11 protein-coding genes are annotated in these 15,851 nt (G+C 41.5%); 6 read left to right on the top strand and 5 right to left on the bottom strand.

Annotated features, from left to right (window positions below):
* Positions 1–129: 129 nt before the first annotated feature.
* Complete coding sequence (locus AC2VE5_RS07295; RefSeq protein ID WP_486887106.1) at positions 130–1,308, bottom strand: glycosyltransferase family 4 protein; 1,179 nt, start codon at positions 1,306–1,308, stop codon at positions 130–132.
* Positions 1,309–2,771: 1,463 nt separating this feature from the next.
* On the opposite strand from AC2VE5_RS07295, the gene AC2VE5_RS07290 reads away from it, so the two are divergent.
* A complete protein-coding gene (locus tag AC2VE5_RS07290; RefSeq protein ID WP_486887105.1) occupies positions 2,772–3,770 on the top strand; it encodes a glycosyltransferase family 2 protein in 999 nt (332 codons plus the stop codon).
* A 16-nt stretch (positions 3,771–3,786) separates the two neighbouring features.
* On the opposite strand, the gene AC2VE5_RS07285 is transcribed toward AC2VE5_RS07290, so the two are convergent.
* Entirely contained in the window at positions 3,787–5,202 is a 1,416-nt protein-coding gene (locus AC2VE5_RS07285; protein ID WP_486887104.1) for a DUF4832 domain-containing protein, read from the bottom strand.
* A gap of 267 nt (positions 5,203–5,469) precedes the next feature.
* Here AC2VE5_RS07285 and AC2VE5_RS07280 point away from each other — a divergent pair, with 267 nt between their 5' ends.
* Positions 5,470–5,652, top strand: a complete 183-nt coding sequence (locus tag AC2VE5_RS07280) for a hypothetical protein (protein ID WP_486887103.1) — start codon at positions 5,470–5,472, stop codon at positions 5,650–5,652.
* A gap of 131 nt (positions 5,653–5,783) precedes the next feature.
* On the opposite strand, the gene AC2VE5_RS07275 is transcribed toward AC2VE5_RS07280, so the two are convergent.
* The gene (locus AC2VE5_RS07275; protein ID WP_486887102.1) at positions 5,784–9,044 is read right to left on the bottom strand and encodes an efflux RND transporter permease subunit; all 3,261 of its coding nucleotides are present in this window, start codon (positions 9,042–9,044) and stop codon (positions 5,784–5,786) included.
* 2 nt (positions 9,045–9,046) lie between these two features.
* A complete protein-coding gene (locus AC2VE5_RS07270) occupies positions 9,047–10,393 on the bottom strand; it encodes an efflux RND transporter periplasmic adaptor subunit (RefSeq protein WP_486887101.1) in 1,347 nt (448 codons plus the stop codon).
* 350 nt (positions 10,394–10,743) lie between these two features.
* On the opposite strand from AC2VE5_RS07270, the gene AC2VE5_RS07265 reads away from it, so the two are divergent.
* Entirely contained in the window at positions 10,744–11,040 is a 297-nt protein-coding gene (locus AC2VE5_RS07265; protein WP_486887100.1) for a 2Fe-2S iron-sulfur cluster-binding protein, read from the top strand.
* Positions 11,041–11,089: 49 nt separating this feature from the next.
* On the opposite strand, the gene AC2VE5_RS07260 is transcribed toward AC2VE5_RS07265, so the two are convergent.
* Entirely contained in the window at positions 11,090–11,857 is a 768-nt protein-coding gene (locus tag AC2VE5_RS07260; protein ID WP_486887099.1) for a glucose 1-dehydrogenase, read from the bottom strand.
* Positions 11,858–12,082: 225 nt separating this feature from the next.
* On the opposite strand from AC2VE5_RS07260, the gene AC2VE5_RS07255 reads away from it, so the two are divergent.
* The 3 genes from AC2VE5_RS07255 (at position 12,083) to AC2VE5_RS07245 (ending at position 15,845) form a co-directional block, all read left to right on the top strand.
* Positions 12,083–13,453 carry a glycoside hydrolase 100 family protein gene (locus AC2VE5_RS07255; RefSeq protein ID WP_486887098.1) on the top strand — a complete coding sequence of 457 codons (1,371 nt, stop codon included), beginning with the start codon at positions 12,083–12,085 and terminating at the stop codon, positions 13,451–13,453.
* 212 nt (positions 13,454–13,665) lie between these two features.
* Positions 13,666–14,211, top strand: coding sequence for an ATP-dependent zinc protease family protein (locus AC2VE5_RS07250; protein ID WP_486887139.1), 546 nt, complete (start codon positions 13,666–13,668; stop codon positions 14,209–14,211).
* A gap of 2 nt (positions 14,212–14,213) precedes the next feature.
* Positions 14,214–15,845 (top strand): UUP1 family membrane protein, encoded by a 1,632-nt coding sequence (locus tag AC2VE5_RS07245; protein ID WP_486887097.1) that lies wholly within the window; start codon positions 14,214–14,216, stop codon positions 15,843–15,845.
* The last annotated feature ends 6 nt before the right edge of the window (positions 15,846–15,851 follow it).

Raw genomic sequence — 15,851 nt, 5'->3', positions numbered from 1 at the left:
GATCCTGATGCTGGTTAACTAAATTTGCAATTAAAACACTAAGTTTTTTAAGCTATTTTAGTGCAAAGCTTTAGCCCCATACTTATCACTTTTTGGGATGATATTGAACCTTGTTTTTGAATTTGCGACCTAACGACCCGGTACAATCAGCTTTTTGTTGTCAGCTAGCACTTGTTTATTTTCTGAACCAAGAAGACTAGAGTAAAGTTGTAAGGTATCAGAAGCAATCTCGTCCCAATTGTAGTTCGCTTTAACGTATGCCTGCGCCTTTTGAGCAGCTAGTCTCATTTCTTTAGGATGATTAATTGCCCATTGTAGGCTAGATATACAACTACTGAGACTCCCGGCTGTAAATACTAAGCCGCGTCCTTCCTCTGTTAATTGTTTATTTATGGGAATATCGCTAGCTACTACTGGGATACCCTCTTTCATAGCCTCTAGCATTACCATCGGCAATCCCTCCAGATCGGAAGGCAGAACAAATAGCCCCGCCCCACGAACGATTTCTGCTAGAGAAGCTCCCCGTAGTTCGCCAGTAAAAATAATATTGGGATTATTTGCAGCTAGTTCAATGACTTCAGACGTAAAATGGTGCGAATCACTACAACCTCCTACAATTACAAGCTGCCAATCAGGTAGATTTAGGGCTTGAAATGCCTTAATTAGCAGTTCTGGTCGCTTTTCTGGGACAACTCTACCTAAAAATAAAATGTAACGTCCTGGTTTGATGCTTAATGAGTTACCGTAAGTGAAATTGGGATCGGACTGAGTATAGCTTGCTGCTGCATTGGGAATATAAACTGTTTCGATGTCGTACGTCTGCCGGAAATAAAAATGTAAATCTTCGGAAACAACAATAATTTTATCGGCACATCGGACTGCATTTATCTCTCCCTGATGGAGTAGAAATTTAGGGAATTTACCCCATTTAGCACGCTGCCAGTCTAAGCCGTGGCAAGTGACAACAATCTTCGCCGCAGAAATTGCCCTCGATACCCGACTAAAAAGGGCTGGACCTAGAGCATGAAAGTGAATAAGATCGTAGTTCGTTTTGCTAGCCGCGATCGCCCCCATTGCCGAACTAACTAAAGCATCAACCCCTCTTAACTTCAAGCTAGGTAAAGAAATAATTTTTATACCGTCTAAATATTTAGTCTGCATGGGAAAGCACTCAGTATACGAGCAGCGAGCGAACAAATCTACTGAGTGACCTCGCTCAACTATACGGGAGTAGAGTTCTTGACAATGATGTTCTATACCTCCCTGATAAGCAGGTAATCCTTTTGCACCAATCGCTGCTATTTTCACTTTTGATTTACCTCTTATTTATATTCAAATAAAAATATTGCATTCGCTTGCATAATAGGAAGTTAGTTTAATTGAGTCGTATCTCCATTTAATAATACTAATTGATCTATATGAAAGCTTTTTTACTTGTAGCGCAATTTCATAAATAGACACACTCATGATTTTACTGAAATGTCTACTATTTAAAGTTTTCAAATGAATATATTTATACTTAATTAAAAAATTTCACGCAAGTTTCTTTAGATAGACATTGAATCTATTGAATACTTTGGTATGTATAGAACAACACTTTTTAATTTAAACATTGTTAATAATTAGGTAAGACAATTTTAAGCAGGCAAAGACTCTATTGATTCAAGCTTTATTTAGCAACAATACTAAACAAGTTGACAATAAACTTGGATCATCATATCCAGCAAGGTATGATCCCGTTTGCATTCATCAATAATATTTTGTTATGCGGAGGCTAGTTTTGACTATTTTTTATTGATTTTTGACTATTTTTGTTAATTTAACCTTTGTAGTACCACTATTGGCAGTATTCAGACAATTTTAGCAGTATTCAGACAATTAGTAAATCATTTATCACGTATGCTCCTAGCAAATTTGAAGTTTGAGTAGTGGTAAAAAGCAGTATTACCTTACTTACAGGTAAGTAACAAGAAGCTGAATTTGCAGGAAGGATAATTTACTTTATGTCTATATTAGGATTGAGAAATGATAAGTTAGGAGTCTGATTCAGACCACAATCAAATACAAGGTTGCTCTTTTATGAAAGACCTTTACTTCTGACTTTATACACTTCGATTGGATTGAATCTACTGTTGCTGCCCGCAAATGGGCTGGAGAAAAACCTATTTATTCACAACGATATTTCTCAGCACATAAATCAGCAGGGCAAACCAAGGTCAATTCTTCGGCAATGTTTTTCTCAAATTTATTTTGCCCTTGAGCGCACTTTAATCTCTCAAGTTACAGAAATTTTTGCCTGTAATACACAATCGGAGAAACTTTACCCAAAACTAGCTAGATCGCATCATCTATCTGAAAAATACAGTAGATACCAAGACTTTCTGTCCATTGAGGGTTGACGGTGAGTACACAGACTTTAGCAAAAGACTGAAAACGTCAGCTTTATTTCATTTGCCAATCGCCTGCATCCTCAAAAAGAGCCTCGACTAAATAATCTGCGCGATCGCTGCGCTAAAGCTGCGAGATCCTGTAGCGCTCAAACTGTTGTAAGTGATGTTTATAGTCAGATGTTGCAGAAAGTCAGAGGTCTGCAAAAATGCAGCCTATGTCTGTATAAAAAAGTATTAAACACTCTCCTTTGAAGCAAGACTTAGCAGCAGGAGCTATTGTTGACCAAGATTGTGGGTACAAAAAAGCAGTAACCTCTCATTTGCTAACAAGACTGGGGTAATATAGCTCTTTATTTGGCTCTAAGTAAGATACTTTAGATAATGAAAACTCAGCGCCCAGAATTTCCGGCAATTTCTCCTGTGCCTCAAGGAATCTACAGACCGCTTTGGTCAGTAATGATCCCTACTTATAACTGCACAAACTATTTAAAAACTACACTGTTAAGTCTGCTGGCACAAGCTCCTAGTCCAGAAGTTATGCAGATTGAAGTTATAGATAATTGTTCGACTGAAGGCGATCCTGAAGCATTAGTCAAAGAGTTGGGCAAAGAGCGCGTGAGCTTCTACCGTCAGCCCCAAAACATCGGTGCAATCGGTAATTTTAATAGCTGTATTGAACGTAGCATTGGGCGATTAGTCCATATTCTGCATTGCGACGATCTCGTTTTACCTGGTTTCTATGAAGTATTGCAACAAGCATTCGAGCGAGAACCGACGATTGAGGCAGCATTTTGCCGCTCGGTATATATCGATGAAAAAGGCACTCAAATCGGGTTATCGCCATTTAGTAGAGCAACACCTGGGATTTTTCCAGACTTGCTGGAGTGGATTTGTCAATCCCATTTGATTGAATCTCCTGCTTTTGTAGTTAAACGCGATGTTTACGAACACTTGGGCGGGTTTCATCCTGATTTGTTTCATGCTGGCGATACAGAAATTTACATGAGAATTACGTCGCAATACCCAGTTTGGTACGAGCCAGCATCCTTAGCAAGCTACCGCAAGCACTCTCATTCATTAAGTTCTACTTTGGTCGAGTCTGGTGCAAACGCCAAAAATGTCCGCAAAGCTATTGAAATTTCTCAGTCATACTTGCCAAAGAATATAATCACCCAACTTAGAGAATTTGAGGCAGTAAATGCTTTTAATTCGGTATGCTGGCAGCTAGTCAAACTAAATTTTAAGGCGGCAAACGCACAGATGAAAGAAGCTTGGCAGCTTAGTCACTCTTTTAGAGCTATAAGTAAAATGGTTATTTTTTTAGCTATGTTTTTAGTTAAAGGCGGACTAAGCCGGCTGCAAAAGCGGTATCAAAAGTAACGAACGTGTTAGAGCATCATCGGGCTTTAAAGAATTGGCTACCTGTATAGCTACTGCCTCCTACAGAGCCAACAGTGACGCTTTGCTGTAAAGAGTTGTATCCTTTCGATTGTTCCCAAACATCTTTATTGGCAAGTCTAATGCTGTATTCTGGACGGAAGTATAGCTTGCTACTAGGATCGGGTAGATTTAAGAAAATTTGATACTGTCCGGCTGGCACGGTAGAAGCAATACCTGCGGAGATATTTACTTCTCTAGTTTCACCGGGCATCCATTTGCGGGCATCTTCTGGGACTTGTAAGTAATACTCTTGTCCTGTTTGACTGTTACGTAGAACGACTTCCAGTAGATGGAAGTTGTAAGGACTTGCCCAGCCGTCGTTGGCAACTTTGAATTTCATGTCAAAGGTTCCACCTGGTTTGACGCTTTTAGCAGTAGCAGAACTAATTAGGCGAAAACGATAGCCCAAACGTCGTTGAATTTCATTCATGCAACCTTGGTCTTTCCAGCCTTTTAAAACATTTTCTTCATACTCAGAATTGATGGTACTCCAACGCATCCGGGCTAATTCCTTTAAGGTGTTGGGGCAATCATCAAATTCGCTAGTAGCGCAAGTTTCGCCTCCCTGGACTACGTAACGATTGTCGAGGTTTAAGTAAGACCTTTCTTGTTCTCTGATCGTTGGGTTGTTCCAATCGTAGGTGTTCATATCAGAGTTAGAGGCGACAAAGCAATCGTTATGCGCCCCTGTTCTAGCTTGATAGCTACCGTTAAATGCTTGTTCGGGAGTAAGAGGAGTGCTACCAAAAATCTCCTTTTTGTCGCGTACGTAGCGCAGAGCAACCATCCTATCAGATGGGAGAACAGACAGAAGTTTGTTCAGGAGATTTTTCCTTTGTGTACCGTTTTCTAAATTATTTGTAGAGTGATGCCATTCTCCCCAATACCCCATAAATCCTGCTTCTACAAAAGCGATCGCATCACCGTTATTTGTTAGTACCGATTTCAATTGGTCGAGATGAGCAGCTATACGACTAGAGGAGGCATCGTGACCTCCCCATTCCCAGTTGTATGCAAATCTGACAATCAATCTCACTCCACCTTTGCGGGCTGTTTCAAAGTCCTGACCCACAAACTTCAAAAAAGAGTCAGGTAGAGCGCTATTTTTATATGCTGGAATTAGATATATTCGCCGGATTACAGTCATGTTTCTCGCTTTAATACCTTGCAGGTAGCTAAGAGTTAAAGGAGAGCTTTGATTTGTTGTATATGCACTTACATAAAAACCTCGATCTGGATTATTAAAATTATCAGATGTACTGGTATAGTTCTTAGAATTACTATTATTAGGATCGACACCCGCAGTACAAGCAGAATGGGTGAGCGTTGTACATATTAGTAGAGATAGTGCTAGTTTGATACGCTTGTTCATGTTTTTTTTCATATTAAAATACGCGAAATTAATTTCACTTTTAGATTGCAGTTGAGAATTAATAGCTAATAGAAAGAATCGAGCTAAATAGTCGAACCGAATTACTTAGTTTCTACCCTTATTTTATTCACCGTAATTTCACAATCGCCTGACAAATATAAACTTAACTTCATAAGTATGGCTTGCCCTCTGTAGCAATACGGAAAAATATTTCGATCAAAAAATATAATTGCGGCTAGTTGGACTAAAGTTTATGGCTTCACTTCTATGTTTTCACTGATGACAATTACGCGATCGCCTGACTCAATTTACGGCATAGTGTTGTTAGCTTGTGATTGTGTATTCCCTGGATTTGACACAAATCTGCATCCCAGGCGATCGCAAAACAGTAGTTCCTACACTACTCAAGCAACATCAATCATCTCTTTGTACTTAGTCAGTTTAGGCTGATAATTCCTCTCTACTCTGATTTAACAGCCATAGAGTAGGGTCAGTGAAAATACGCGTGCGATCGCCAGAAATGAATGTATAAAAAGTTGATACTTACTACTTGAGTAAACGCTAGTTACAGAATAGCCAGCCTATCTTTTTTTCAGCAAAAACTTAGCCTTCGTGCTAAATTTACCTAACTTCAGCTTAAAAAGACTGTGAAGCATGACATAAAAGCAGGGAATAATAAATAAAGTCAGCAAAGTTGCTAAGGACAAACCAGAAAAAACGACAATACCCAAAGGCTGTAAAAACTCCGCACCTTCACCAATGCCCAACGCTAAAGGAAACATTCCTAAAACCGTAGTAATAGTTGTCATCAAAACTGGGCGGAGGCGCTGGGGCGCAGCTTGTAAAATAGCCCTTTGACGAGCATCTGAGAAATTACCTTCTTGAATAAATCCTTCTTTTTCCCGAATTTGGTTTGCCAATTCCACCATAATAATTGCATTATTGACGACAATACCCACCAATAACACCGCCCCGACTAAAACCGTTGCACCGATCGCAGTTTTAGTAATATAGAGTCCAAAAATCCCGCCAGCTAAGGCTAAGGGTACGGTAAGAATAATTACTAAAGGGTCTACAAGGGAGTTGTACTGTACTGCCATCACCACAAATACTAAGAAAGCCGCTAACCCACCCAGCACTTTCAAAGAATCTTGTAATTCTTGACTCGTCTCGCTGGCGGAACTAGGCAAAATGCTAACGCCTTCAGGTAATTGCACGTTTTGCAACACACTATCTACTTGTTGCAGGGCTTCACCCAAGCTTGCACCCTCACTTAAGTTGCCAGCAATTAAGAATACTTGGCGCTGATTGATTCTCTGCACCTCTCCCGGTGCTTGACCTTCGCTAATTTCTGCTACATCCGAGAGGCGAACTTGACGATTACCATCAACAAATAGCGGTAAACCTGCTAATTGAGAAGCGCGGTTGATGGATGCTTGATTTAATTGTACGCGCACATCTACTAAGCGATCGCCTCTTTGCAGTTGGGTAGGTACAGAGCCTTCTATAGCTGTCGCAATAGTATCGCCAATATCTTGCGTCGTTAAGCCCAATTGTGCCACCCGTTCCCAATCTGGGCGAATTTGGACTTCTGGCTGTCTGGGGTCAGCATCCGGGCGGAAACTAGCTAAAGTTGCTTGTTCATCCAATGCTTGCAATACTTGCGTTCCCGCTTGACGTAAGGTTTGCTCGTTTGTGCCTTGAATAATTATGTCAACTTCCGCACCTCTAACTGGAGAATTGGTCAAAACTAAGCCCCGTACCTCACCGGGTCTTAATCGCAGCCGAATTCCCGCTAAATTGAGCTTGTTAAATTCTTGATTTACTTTTCCTACAAAAGCTTCTACATCACTACCAGGCTTTAAGGTAATCGTACTAGAACCCCGCAAAGGGTTTTCACTGGTACTATTACCAAACAAAAAGCCTCCCACCGTCGAGAATACATAATCTGTTTCTGGCTGCTTAAGTAATATTTCATCAACCGCCGCCATGACTTTACGGTTTGTCTCTAAGGGCGTACCTGGTGGAAACTGAGCAGATAAACTTGCTTGTCCGGTACTAATGCGAGGGAGAATTTCTTGAGGAATTTGTCCTGCCATCCACAAACTACCGCCGCCGAGAATAATTATAGTAGCAGCTAAAATAGGTAGGCGATAACGCAATACTTTGACTAACAAACTGCCATAGCCTCTGGTTGCAGATTCAAACTTTTGATTGAACTGTTGCAGCAGCCAAAAATTGCCTAGCTTACTCGACCATTGAATCCCTAATAGCCGAGAAGCCATCATTGGGACAATGGTAACGGCGATTAAAATAGAAGCGGCGACTGAAAAGCTAATTGTCAAAATTAGCTCGTTAAATAACAGGGAAATAAAACCGCCAATTAGCAAAAACGGTAAAACCGCCACCAAATTAGTGCTAGTAGAAGCAACTAAAGCCGACTCTACTTCTTGAGAGCTACGGGCAGATTGCTCGATTAATTGCCCTTTAGTCAGCCTAGTTTTTGTATCTTTTCCTGGAGTCATCCCCGCACCTCCAGCGATGTTTTCCAGCATGACGATGGAATTGTCTACCACAATTCCTACACCCAAAGCCAAGCCCCCCAGGCTAAAGACGTTAATTGATAGACCAAATAGCCCCATGAAAATAATGGCGGCTAGAGTAGCTAAAGGTATAGATAAAACAATAATTAGAGTTTGACGAATAGAACCCAAAAACAGCAAAACTGCGATCGCTGCTAACCCCGCCCCAATTAGCCCAGAACTTGTCACATTCGAGATCGAATTGCGAATAAACCTTGATTCATCCAAGGTCGGAGTTAAAACCATATCTGCGGGAATTATCCCCGAAGCTTGTAGTTGTTCAATGCGTTGCTTTACCCCGTCTACCACCGTAATCGTATTGGCTTCTGGTTGCTTTTGAATGCTAAGTTTGACGGCAGGCTGTTGATTGAGGTAAACAAATACTCTTTGGTCTTGAGTCCCATCCTTGACCTCAGCAAAGTCGCGCAGATATACGCGACGATTGATAACTGCCGCCGGAGATGTACCTGTTTGTGTAGAAGTAGGAGAAGCTACTTCAAAAGAAAGATTATTGATTTCCTCTGCTGCTTGAAAACGTCCCACGGTTCGAGTTAGAGGTTCGGCACTTTCTCCCTGAATGCGCCCCCCAGAAATATCTTGATTTCGTGCTTCTAATTCATCTAGCACATCGGTTAAACCCACTCCAACCGCTTGCAGGCGATCGAGGTCGAGATTAACTTGCACTTCTTCCTCTACGCTACCCGCCACATCTACGGCGGCGACTCCTGGGACTACACTAAGTTCGCGGGACAGTTCTTCATCCGCAAATACCCGTAAAGCTACCCCCTGTAAGGAGGGTGAAGTCAAAGCAAGTTCGTATACAGGCAATTGGGAGGGGTCAGCTTTAAATAAACGGGCTTCTTCAATGGTGTCGGGTAGTTGTCCGCGTCCGCGATTAAAAGCCGCCGTCGCTTCATTTAATGCCTGATCGATATCTCCACCTGGTTGAAAAAATAAGTCTAAACTTACCTGCCCTTCACGAGTTTGAGAATAAACTTGGACTACCCCCTCGGTAGCGGCTAAAGCTTCTTCTAGAGGTCTTGTGACTTCATCTACCGCGACTTCTGGAGAAATACCTGGAGTACCTACCCGGACACCAATGCGAGGATAGGTAATTGAGGGGAGCAAATCGACTTGGAGATTAGTTAGAAAAAATACTCCCATCACAATCACGGCTAGAGTTAGCATTAGCGTGCCAATATGCTGCCGAATTGCGATCGCGCTAATACTAAATCCTGCGACTTTTCCCTTGTCCTGCATGACTATTGTCCTTTTTGTGCTGATTGCTCGGAAAGAATTGATAACCTGACAGTTTCGCCATTTTTTAACGGTTTGCTACTGCGCGTTACATACCTTTCCCCTGCTTTTAGCCCCGATAAAACTTCTACTTTGCCATCAGCGAAGTCGCCCAATTTCACCGCCCGCGCTACAACTTTGGCTTGGCTGTCTGCTCCTTCTACGACAAATACCGTCCCCGTATTACTTTCTTCTTTTTCTGCCGACAAAGCCGACTGGGGGACGACAACAGATTGCTGTTTTTCACTAATAAAACTTACTCGTGCAAGGATGCCACTACCAATTTTGCCATTGCTATTGGGAATCACTACTTCTATCGGCACTAAACGCGCCGTAGCATCGGCGGCGGGGTAAATGCGGGTAACTTTTCCTGTTAGGGTTTCTTGGGGAAAAGCATCTAGTTTTACACTTACTAATTGCCCGTTACTAATATTTCCAAGTTCTTTGTCGGAAACTTCAACCCGGACTTGGATGCGGCTAAAATCGGCAATTTGCAACACCTCATTACCAGGTTGAATTAAGTCGCCGGGTTCTTGCAGTCGTTGTAAAACTACTCCAGGAATTGGCGCTACGAGGCGCGTATACGATCGCCTTTTTTGTTCTTGGGCGACTACCGCTTGCTGGGCAATTACCCTGCCTTGAGCGGCGGCTACGGCTTGTTGTTCGGTACTTACTTGTTGTTGTGCTGCCCGGAGTGCTTGGGCGGCGGTACGCGCCTCTGTTTGGGCTTGCTGGGCTACTTGAAGTGCGATCGCTCCTTCCTTTAATAATCTTTGCTGCCTTTGGGAATCTGCTTGCGCTTGAATTAATTCTAATCTGGCGCTTTCTACTTGAGCGCGGGCGTTACTTACTTGACTATTGCTTCTTGCTACTTCTGACTTTAAAGCTGCAAGTTCTGCTTCGGCGGCATTTAATTGAGTTCTCAAAATGGAGTCATCTAATTGCGCAACTATTTGCCCTTGGTTGACTCTATCGCCCACGTCTACATTTAGACCTAATAATTGCCCTTCTACTTGACTCCGCATCGATACTGTTCTGATAGGTTCGGTGCTACCCGTGTATGTGGGAGAAGGGGTCAATACTTCGGTTCGAGAAATTCTTACATCTACCGCCGCAGATTGGTTTTCTCTACCCCCTTGTTGCGATTGAGCGTCGGCGGCTTCTTTTGGCAAACTCCCACAACTACCTACAAACACTGCCATCCCAACTACTAAAGCACTCAATAAGTGGCGGTGATACGGATTTTTGACGAACATACAAGAATTTTTGAGGTTGCTTTTTGCTGGTTTAGGCGTTCCCTGGAGCGCGCTCATGCACTCTGCTCTTGTCAAGGCTTTTGCTCGTAAAATCCCTGTTTAATTTGGGACTATAACGAGTTGCCAGTAATAATCACTAATCAAGACTTCTAATTAAGCAAGATTGTTTCAACTTTTGTGTTAATTTATTAAGTTATCTAAATATTTGGTATGGTTAATTTTAGCGCAAGTTGGAAAAGATAAAATCTGTCCATCAAGCGACGCTTAACAAAGCAAGATTAATTATGGTCTTGGTGTTTATATTGATATAACGTTGGCTAAAGAGCGCTAAACCAAGCAATATTTAAAGAATTTTGTAGGTTGAACTGCATAAATAATTGGAGCAATGGCAGTTACTAAGGAAACAAATGGCTAATATCAAATTTGTCAAAGAGAAGATTGAAGCGATCGCGGCTGATGGAGCAAATCTGCGCATCAAAGCTATGGAAAATGGTATAGATCTTTATACCTTTAGAGGGAAAATGATGAACTGTGGCGGCTACGGGCAATGCGGGACTTGCATTGTAGATGTAGTCGAAGGCATAGAAAATTTATCACCTAAGACAGACGTAGAAAATCGCAAGTTAAAGAAAAAGCCAACTACTTATCGGTTAGCTTGCCAGTCCTTAGTGAATGGGCCTGTAAGCGTAGTAACTAAACCTTAATTCATGCAAGCAACTCTTTGCTAATTCCTGTGCCAAGAGTTGTTTGTTCTTACTGCTCTTGATAGTTCCAAAGTAGTCCACCATCAACGAAAAAGGTTGAACCAGTTATATAGTCAGCGTCAGAGGACGCTAGAAAAGTAACCATTGCACTTACATCTTGGGGTTGTCCTAAGCGATTGAGTGGAATGTTTTTTAGTAATGCTCCTAGGGCAACTGGATCGTTTAATAGTTTACTATTCATGGGTGTTTCAATTGCCCCTGGTGCGACGTTATTAATAGTGATGCCGTAAGGTCCCAATTCTACTGCTAAGTTGCGCGTCATCATTTTTAAACCGCCCTTACTAGCACAGTAAGCCGTAAAGTTCGGAAAAGGCAATTCCTCATGTACGGAGCTAATATTGATAATTTTTCCAGTACGCTTTGTTTGCATTAAGTGTTGAACAAAAAACTGCGTAGCAAAAAAGCAACCTTTTAAATTAATATCTAGCACCTTGTCATAATCTTCTTCCGTTACTTCCCAAAAAGCGGCATTGGTTTCTATTCCAGCATTATTTACCAAAATATCTAACTGACCAAAATGCTCAATTGCTTGGTCAATTAGCTGACGCAAATCGCTAACAACGCTGACATCTGCCTTGATAATTAAGCCTTTGCTGCCTGTATCTTCTACTTGTTTTAAAGTTTCCTCGGCTTCAGTAATATCAGAGCGATAGTTAATAATAACGCTTGCTCCGGCACTGGCTAAACTAACAGCAATCCCTTGACCAATTCCTTGCCCGCTACCCGTTACTAAGGCAATTTTACCTGCAAGCTTCATTTGATAACCCCTCTAGATTTTTATTGGCATAACCAAGTCGTACCGATATTAGACTATACAAGCGGCTAAAGCTTCAACCAAAATACAGAAAAAACGACGCTTTAGTGCTAATGACGATTCTTAGGGAAAATAAATTGCGATCGCAATCCACAGACTCCAAACATTTGCTCTAATTGAAATCTTTGTTTATCCTCAAGCTATAAAGTTACTGGGGATTGAGAGAAGTTGAGCGAAAGATCTTTAGCTATAGAAGAACAAGCATGGGAAGCGCTGGAAAAGTCAGTTATTTATTATCATGAAAAACCTATTGGCACTATAGCCGCTCTCGATTCAGATATCACCTGTTTAAACTACGATCAATGTTTTATTCGCGATTTTGTCTCCTCCGCACTCGTTTTTCTGATTAGAGGCAAAACCGATATTGTCCGGTTCTTTTTGGAAGAAACGCTAAAATTGCAGCCAAAAACAACGCAGTTAGATTGTTTAAAACCCAGTCGCGGTTTGATGCCAGCTAGTTTTAAAATTGGCTTTGCTAATGGACAAGAATATTTAAAAGCTGATTTTGGCGATCATGCGATCGGTAGAGTTGCTCCGGCGGATGCGGGGTTGTGGTGGATTATTTTATTACGCGCTTATACTATCTCTACCGAAAGTAAAGAGTTCGCATCTCGCGCCGATCTTCAAGAAGGTATCCGCCTAATCTTAGAACTATGCTTGGTTACTCGCTTTGATATGTATCCGATGGTGTTAGTTCCCGATGGTGCGAGTATGATTGACCGTCGTTTGGGGCTATACGGACACCCGATAGATATTCAATCGCTCTTTTATGCAGCATTAAAAGCTAGTTTGGAATTGCTAACTCCCAACAAAGAAAATCAAGCAATTATTCAAGCTGTGCGTAACCGCTTAGATCCATTACTTAAGCAACTGCGGGAAAATTATTGGTTAGATTCGGAGCGATTGAATGTAATTTACCGCTTTCAGGTAGAGGAGTATGGCGAAGAAGCCCTCAATCAGTTCAATATTTATTCTGACTCCATCCCTTTTTATCGGCTGGCGAAATGGCTGCCCGAAGCTGGGGGCTACTTAGCGGGAAACTTAGGCCCTTCTCAGCTAGATTGTCGGTTTTTTTCCTTGGGTAATTTGATGGCGATTGTTTCTTCTTTAACTGACGAGCAACAATCTCATAGAATTTTAAATTTAATTGAGTTGCGCTGGAATGACTTAATTGGGGCGATGCCAATGAAACTTTGTTATCCAGCCTTAGAAGATGTTGAATGGAGAATTGTCACGGGAGCCGATCCCAAAAATCGCCCTTGGTCTTATCACAATGGTGGTAGTTGGCCTGTTTTATTGTGGATGCTGACGGCGGCAGCAAAAAAAATGGATAGAGGCGAATTAGCCCATCATGCGATCGCCATTGCCGAAAGAAGATTAGTCGAAGACCATTGGCCCGAATACTACGATGGCCCCGATGGTCGTCTTATTGGTAAAGAAGCGAGAAAGTATCAAACCTGGACAATTGCAGGTTACTTGCTAGCCAAGGAATTGATCGATAATCCCAGTCATATAAAATTGATTGCTTTCGAGCCTTAATTTTTGCATTTTTGCATCGAAAACCTAGAGACGTTCCGACGGCACGTCTCTAAATAAATTAACTCTTTAATTCTTACAACTCTTGCCACTGTGGGTACAAATCCATCCTCCGAACGATCTAATTACAAATCTTAAAGATTATTCTTAGCTGTAAGAAAAATTATGTTCGCTACGGACAGTCAAAACTCGTGAGGAGGAAATATTGTTTGAGCGTGCTAAGTCAAACTAAAAACTTATTGAGTGTTATAGCTATTGGTTTATTAGCTGGAATGGGATGCAGCCTACAAAAAACTCAAGCTATTGACTCATCAAAACAATCAACTCAGACGGTCGGTTGGGTAGAGCAAGCCAAAATTCCTGGAGTTGAAAAAGAAATTAAAGCCAAACTTGATACAGGAGCAACAACTACCTCTATCAATGCTGAAATATTAGACCAACCCGAAGAAAAATCAGAATCCGGCGGTAATATTAGATTTCGATTTTTAGATGGAGATGGTAACAAAGAGATTTTCGAGCGCCCAATTGTAAGGTGGGTACAGATTAAAAGCCGCGAAGGTGCTGATATTCGCCGCCCAGTAGTGCGAATGAAACTATGCGTTGCAGGTAGATGGATTGAGGAAGAAGTGAATCTTGCAGATAGAGACGATTTCAACTACCCCATCTTAATCGGACGCAATATGCTGAAAGAAGGCAAATTGGTTGTTGACTCCTCGCAAACATTTACCAAAGACCCAGAATGTACAGATGAGAAGGAGTGATAATGAATCGGACATTTCGCGCTGCACTCTTAGCATTATTTTTAGCAGCGATTGGGATAGGTATTTTTGTACATAAGATCGTAGCTTCCGATGTGCCACTGCTACCTAACCAGACTTATAACAGTTGGTATGTTGAAGCAAAACTAGCTTTGACCGCAGAGCAATTAGGGCTAGAAACAGATGAAAGGTTGCCATCTACTGTTGAGTTTCATCTTCCTCTAGAGTCTCAACGCTACGAGATTGTGAAAGAAGATTTTATTAATCAAGGATTTGAGCGCCAGATAGAGAATTTACCAGATTCAGTAAACCGTCTAGCTGTATTTACTAAGCAAAATAATATTGACAGCAGCGAAACTTTATTTTACAGAGCAATTATTCAAAGGAAAGCTGGCATTTCACCAGGAGAAGAAGAAGTACCAATTTCTGGTAGAAGGCTAGTTGACAAACAACTGGTTAGATTTGGCGAAAATACTGAAAGAGCGCAAGACAATTTAAAAGAAAACTTTCCAAAGGCAGAGATTGATGCTCTTTTAAGCGAAGCTAAAGCAAAATCAAGAGATCGTATATCTTTTGCTAGACAAATTTATCAATTAGCTCTGCGTTCCGATGATATCAGAATCCAAGCTATTAGTAGAAACCTCAGAAAAGAAGAATCTACTCCACAATTAGCAGCATTTTTGTTGCACCGAGCAAACATCCCGGCGCGGGTTGGTAACGGTATTTTTTTAAGAAGTGCAGAAGTTTATTCTACAGATTTTGTACAGTGGCTAGAGATGCAAGTAGGCGATCGCTGGTTAGCCTTCGACCCTGCTGACCTTAGTTTCCACGAGCAAGATCGTTACTTAACTTGGTGGTATGGTTCAGATCGAGTTTTACAAGCTCCAGGAGCGGATAATATCGATTTAGAGGTTGTCGTTCAACCAAATACAGATAACGGACTTACTCGTTCGATTTGGCGAGGTAGGAGAGTATCAAACCCGTTTTTAGAATACTCTTTTCTCAATCTACCGCTATCAACTCAGCGCGTATTTCAGGTTCTTGTGCTGATTCCTATTGGTGCGCTTGTTATTGCCTTTTCGCACCAAATTATCGGCTTAAAAACTTTTGGCACATTTACCCCGATTTTGATTTCTCTTGCTTTTAGGCAGACTGGGATCTTTGTAGGTATTCCTCTATTCGTGCTAGTAGTAATTATTGGGCTAGTTTTCCGAGGCTACCTAAATAAGTTGCAACTTTTAATTGTCCCGCGACTAGCAGCAATTTTAACAGCAACGGTTTTAGTCATGGGTGCTTTAGCTATTTTGCTAGAGAACTTAAATATTAATCTAGGGCTATCAGTTTCTTTGTTCCCGATTGTCATCTTAGCTATGACCATCGAACGAGCAGCAATGATGTGGGAAGAAGCCGGGGCAAAAGATACAATTATTGCTGGAATTGGCACAATTGTAGCGGCTCTAGTTGGCTATTTGTGCATGATCAACCCTTATGTAGAACATTGGGCGTTTGTGTTTCCAGAACTGCTACTTATAGTTTTGGCAGTCAACATTATGGTAGGGCGTTACAACGGTTACAAGCTGATTGAGTATTTCCGTTTTTTGTCCTTACAGCGACAACTAAATCAAAAACAGGTGTAGATAAGT

This window comes from Aliterella sp. E5.1, from assembly GCF_057473825.1.
The sequence above is the reverse complement of the archived record's forward strand: the minus strand, read 5'-3'. Positions and strand labels throughout refer to the sequence as shown.

What these genes read in the sequence shown, in the direction of transcription:
- AC2VE5_RS07265 (WP_486887100.1), top strand. Translation starts at nt 10,744, where the DNA reads ATGGCTAATATCAAATTTGTCAAAGAGAAGATTGAAGCGATCGCGGCT.
- AC2VE5_RS07275 (WP_486887102.1), bottom strand. Translation starts at nt 9,044, where the DNA reads ATGCAGGACAAGGGAAAAGTCGCAGGATTTAGTATTAGCGCGATCGCA.
- AC2VE5_RS07290 (WP_486887105.1), top strand. Translation starts at nt 2,772, where the DNA reads ATGAAAACTCAGCGCCCAGAATTTCCGGCAATTTCTCCTGTGCCTCAA.
- AC2VE5_RS07270 (WP_486887101.1), bottom strand. Translation starts at nt 10,393, where the DNA reads ATGAGCGCGCTCCAGGGAACGCCTAAACCAGCAAAAAGCAACCTCAAA.
- AC2VE5_RS07260 (WP_486887099.1), bottom strand. Translation starts at nt 11,857, where the DNA reads ATGAAGCTTGCAGGTAAAATTGCCTTAGTAACGGGTAGCGGGCAAGGA.
- AC2VE5_RS07285 (WP_486887104.1), bottom strand. Translation starts at nt 5,202, where the DNA reads ATGAACAAGCGTATCAAACTAGCACTATCTCTACTAATATGTACAACG.
- AC2VE5_RS07245 (WP_486887097.1), top strand. Translation starts at nt 14,214, where the DNA reads ATGAATCGGACATTTCGCGCTGCACTCTTAGCATTATTTTTAGCAGCG.
- AC2VE5_RS07280 (WP_486887103.1), top strand. Translation starts at nt 5,470, where the DNA reads ATGTTTTCACTGATGACAATTACGCGATCGCCTGACTCAATTTACGGC.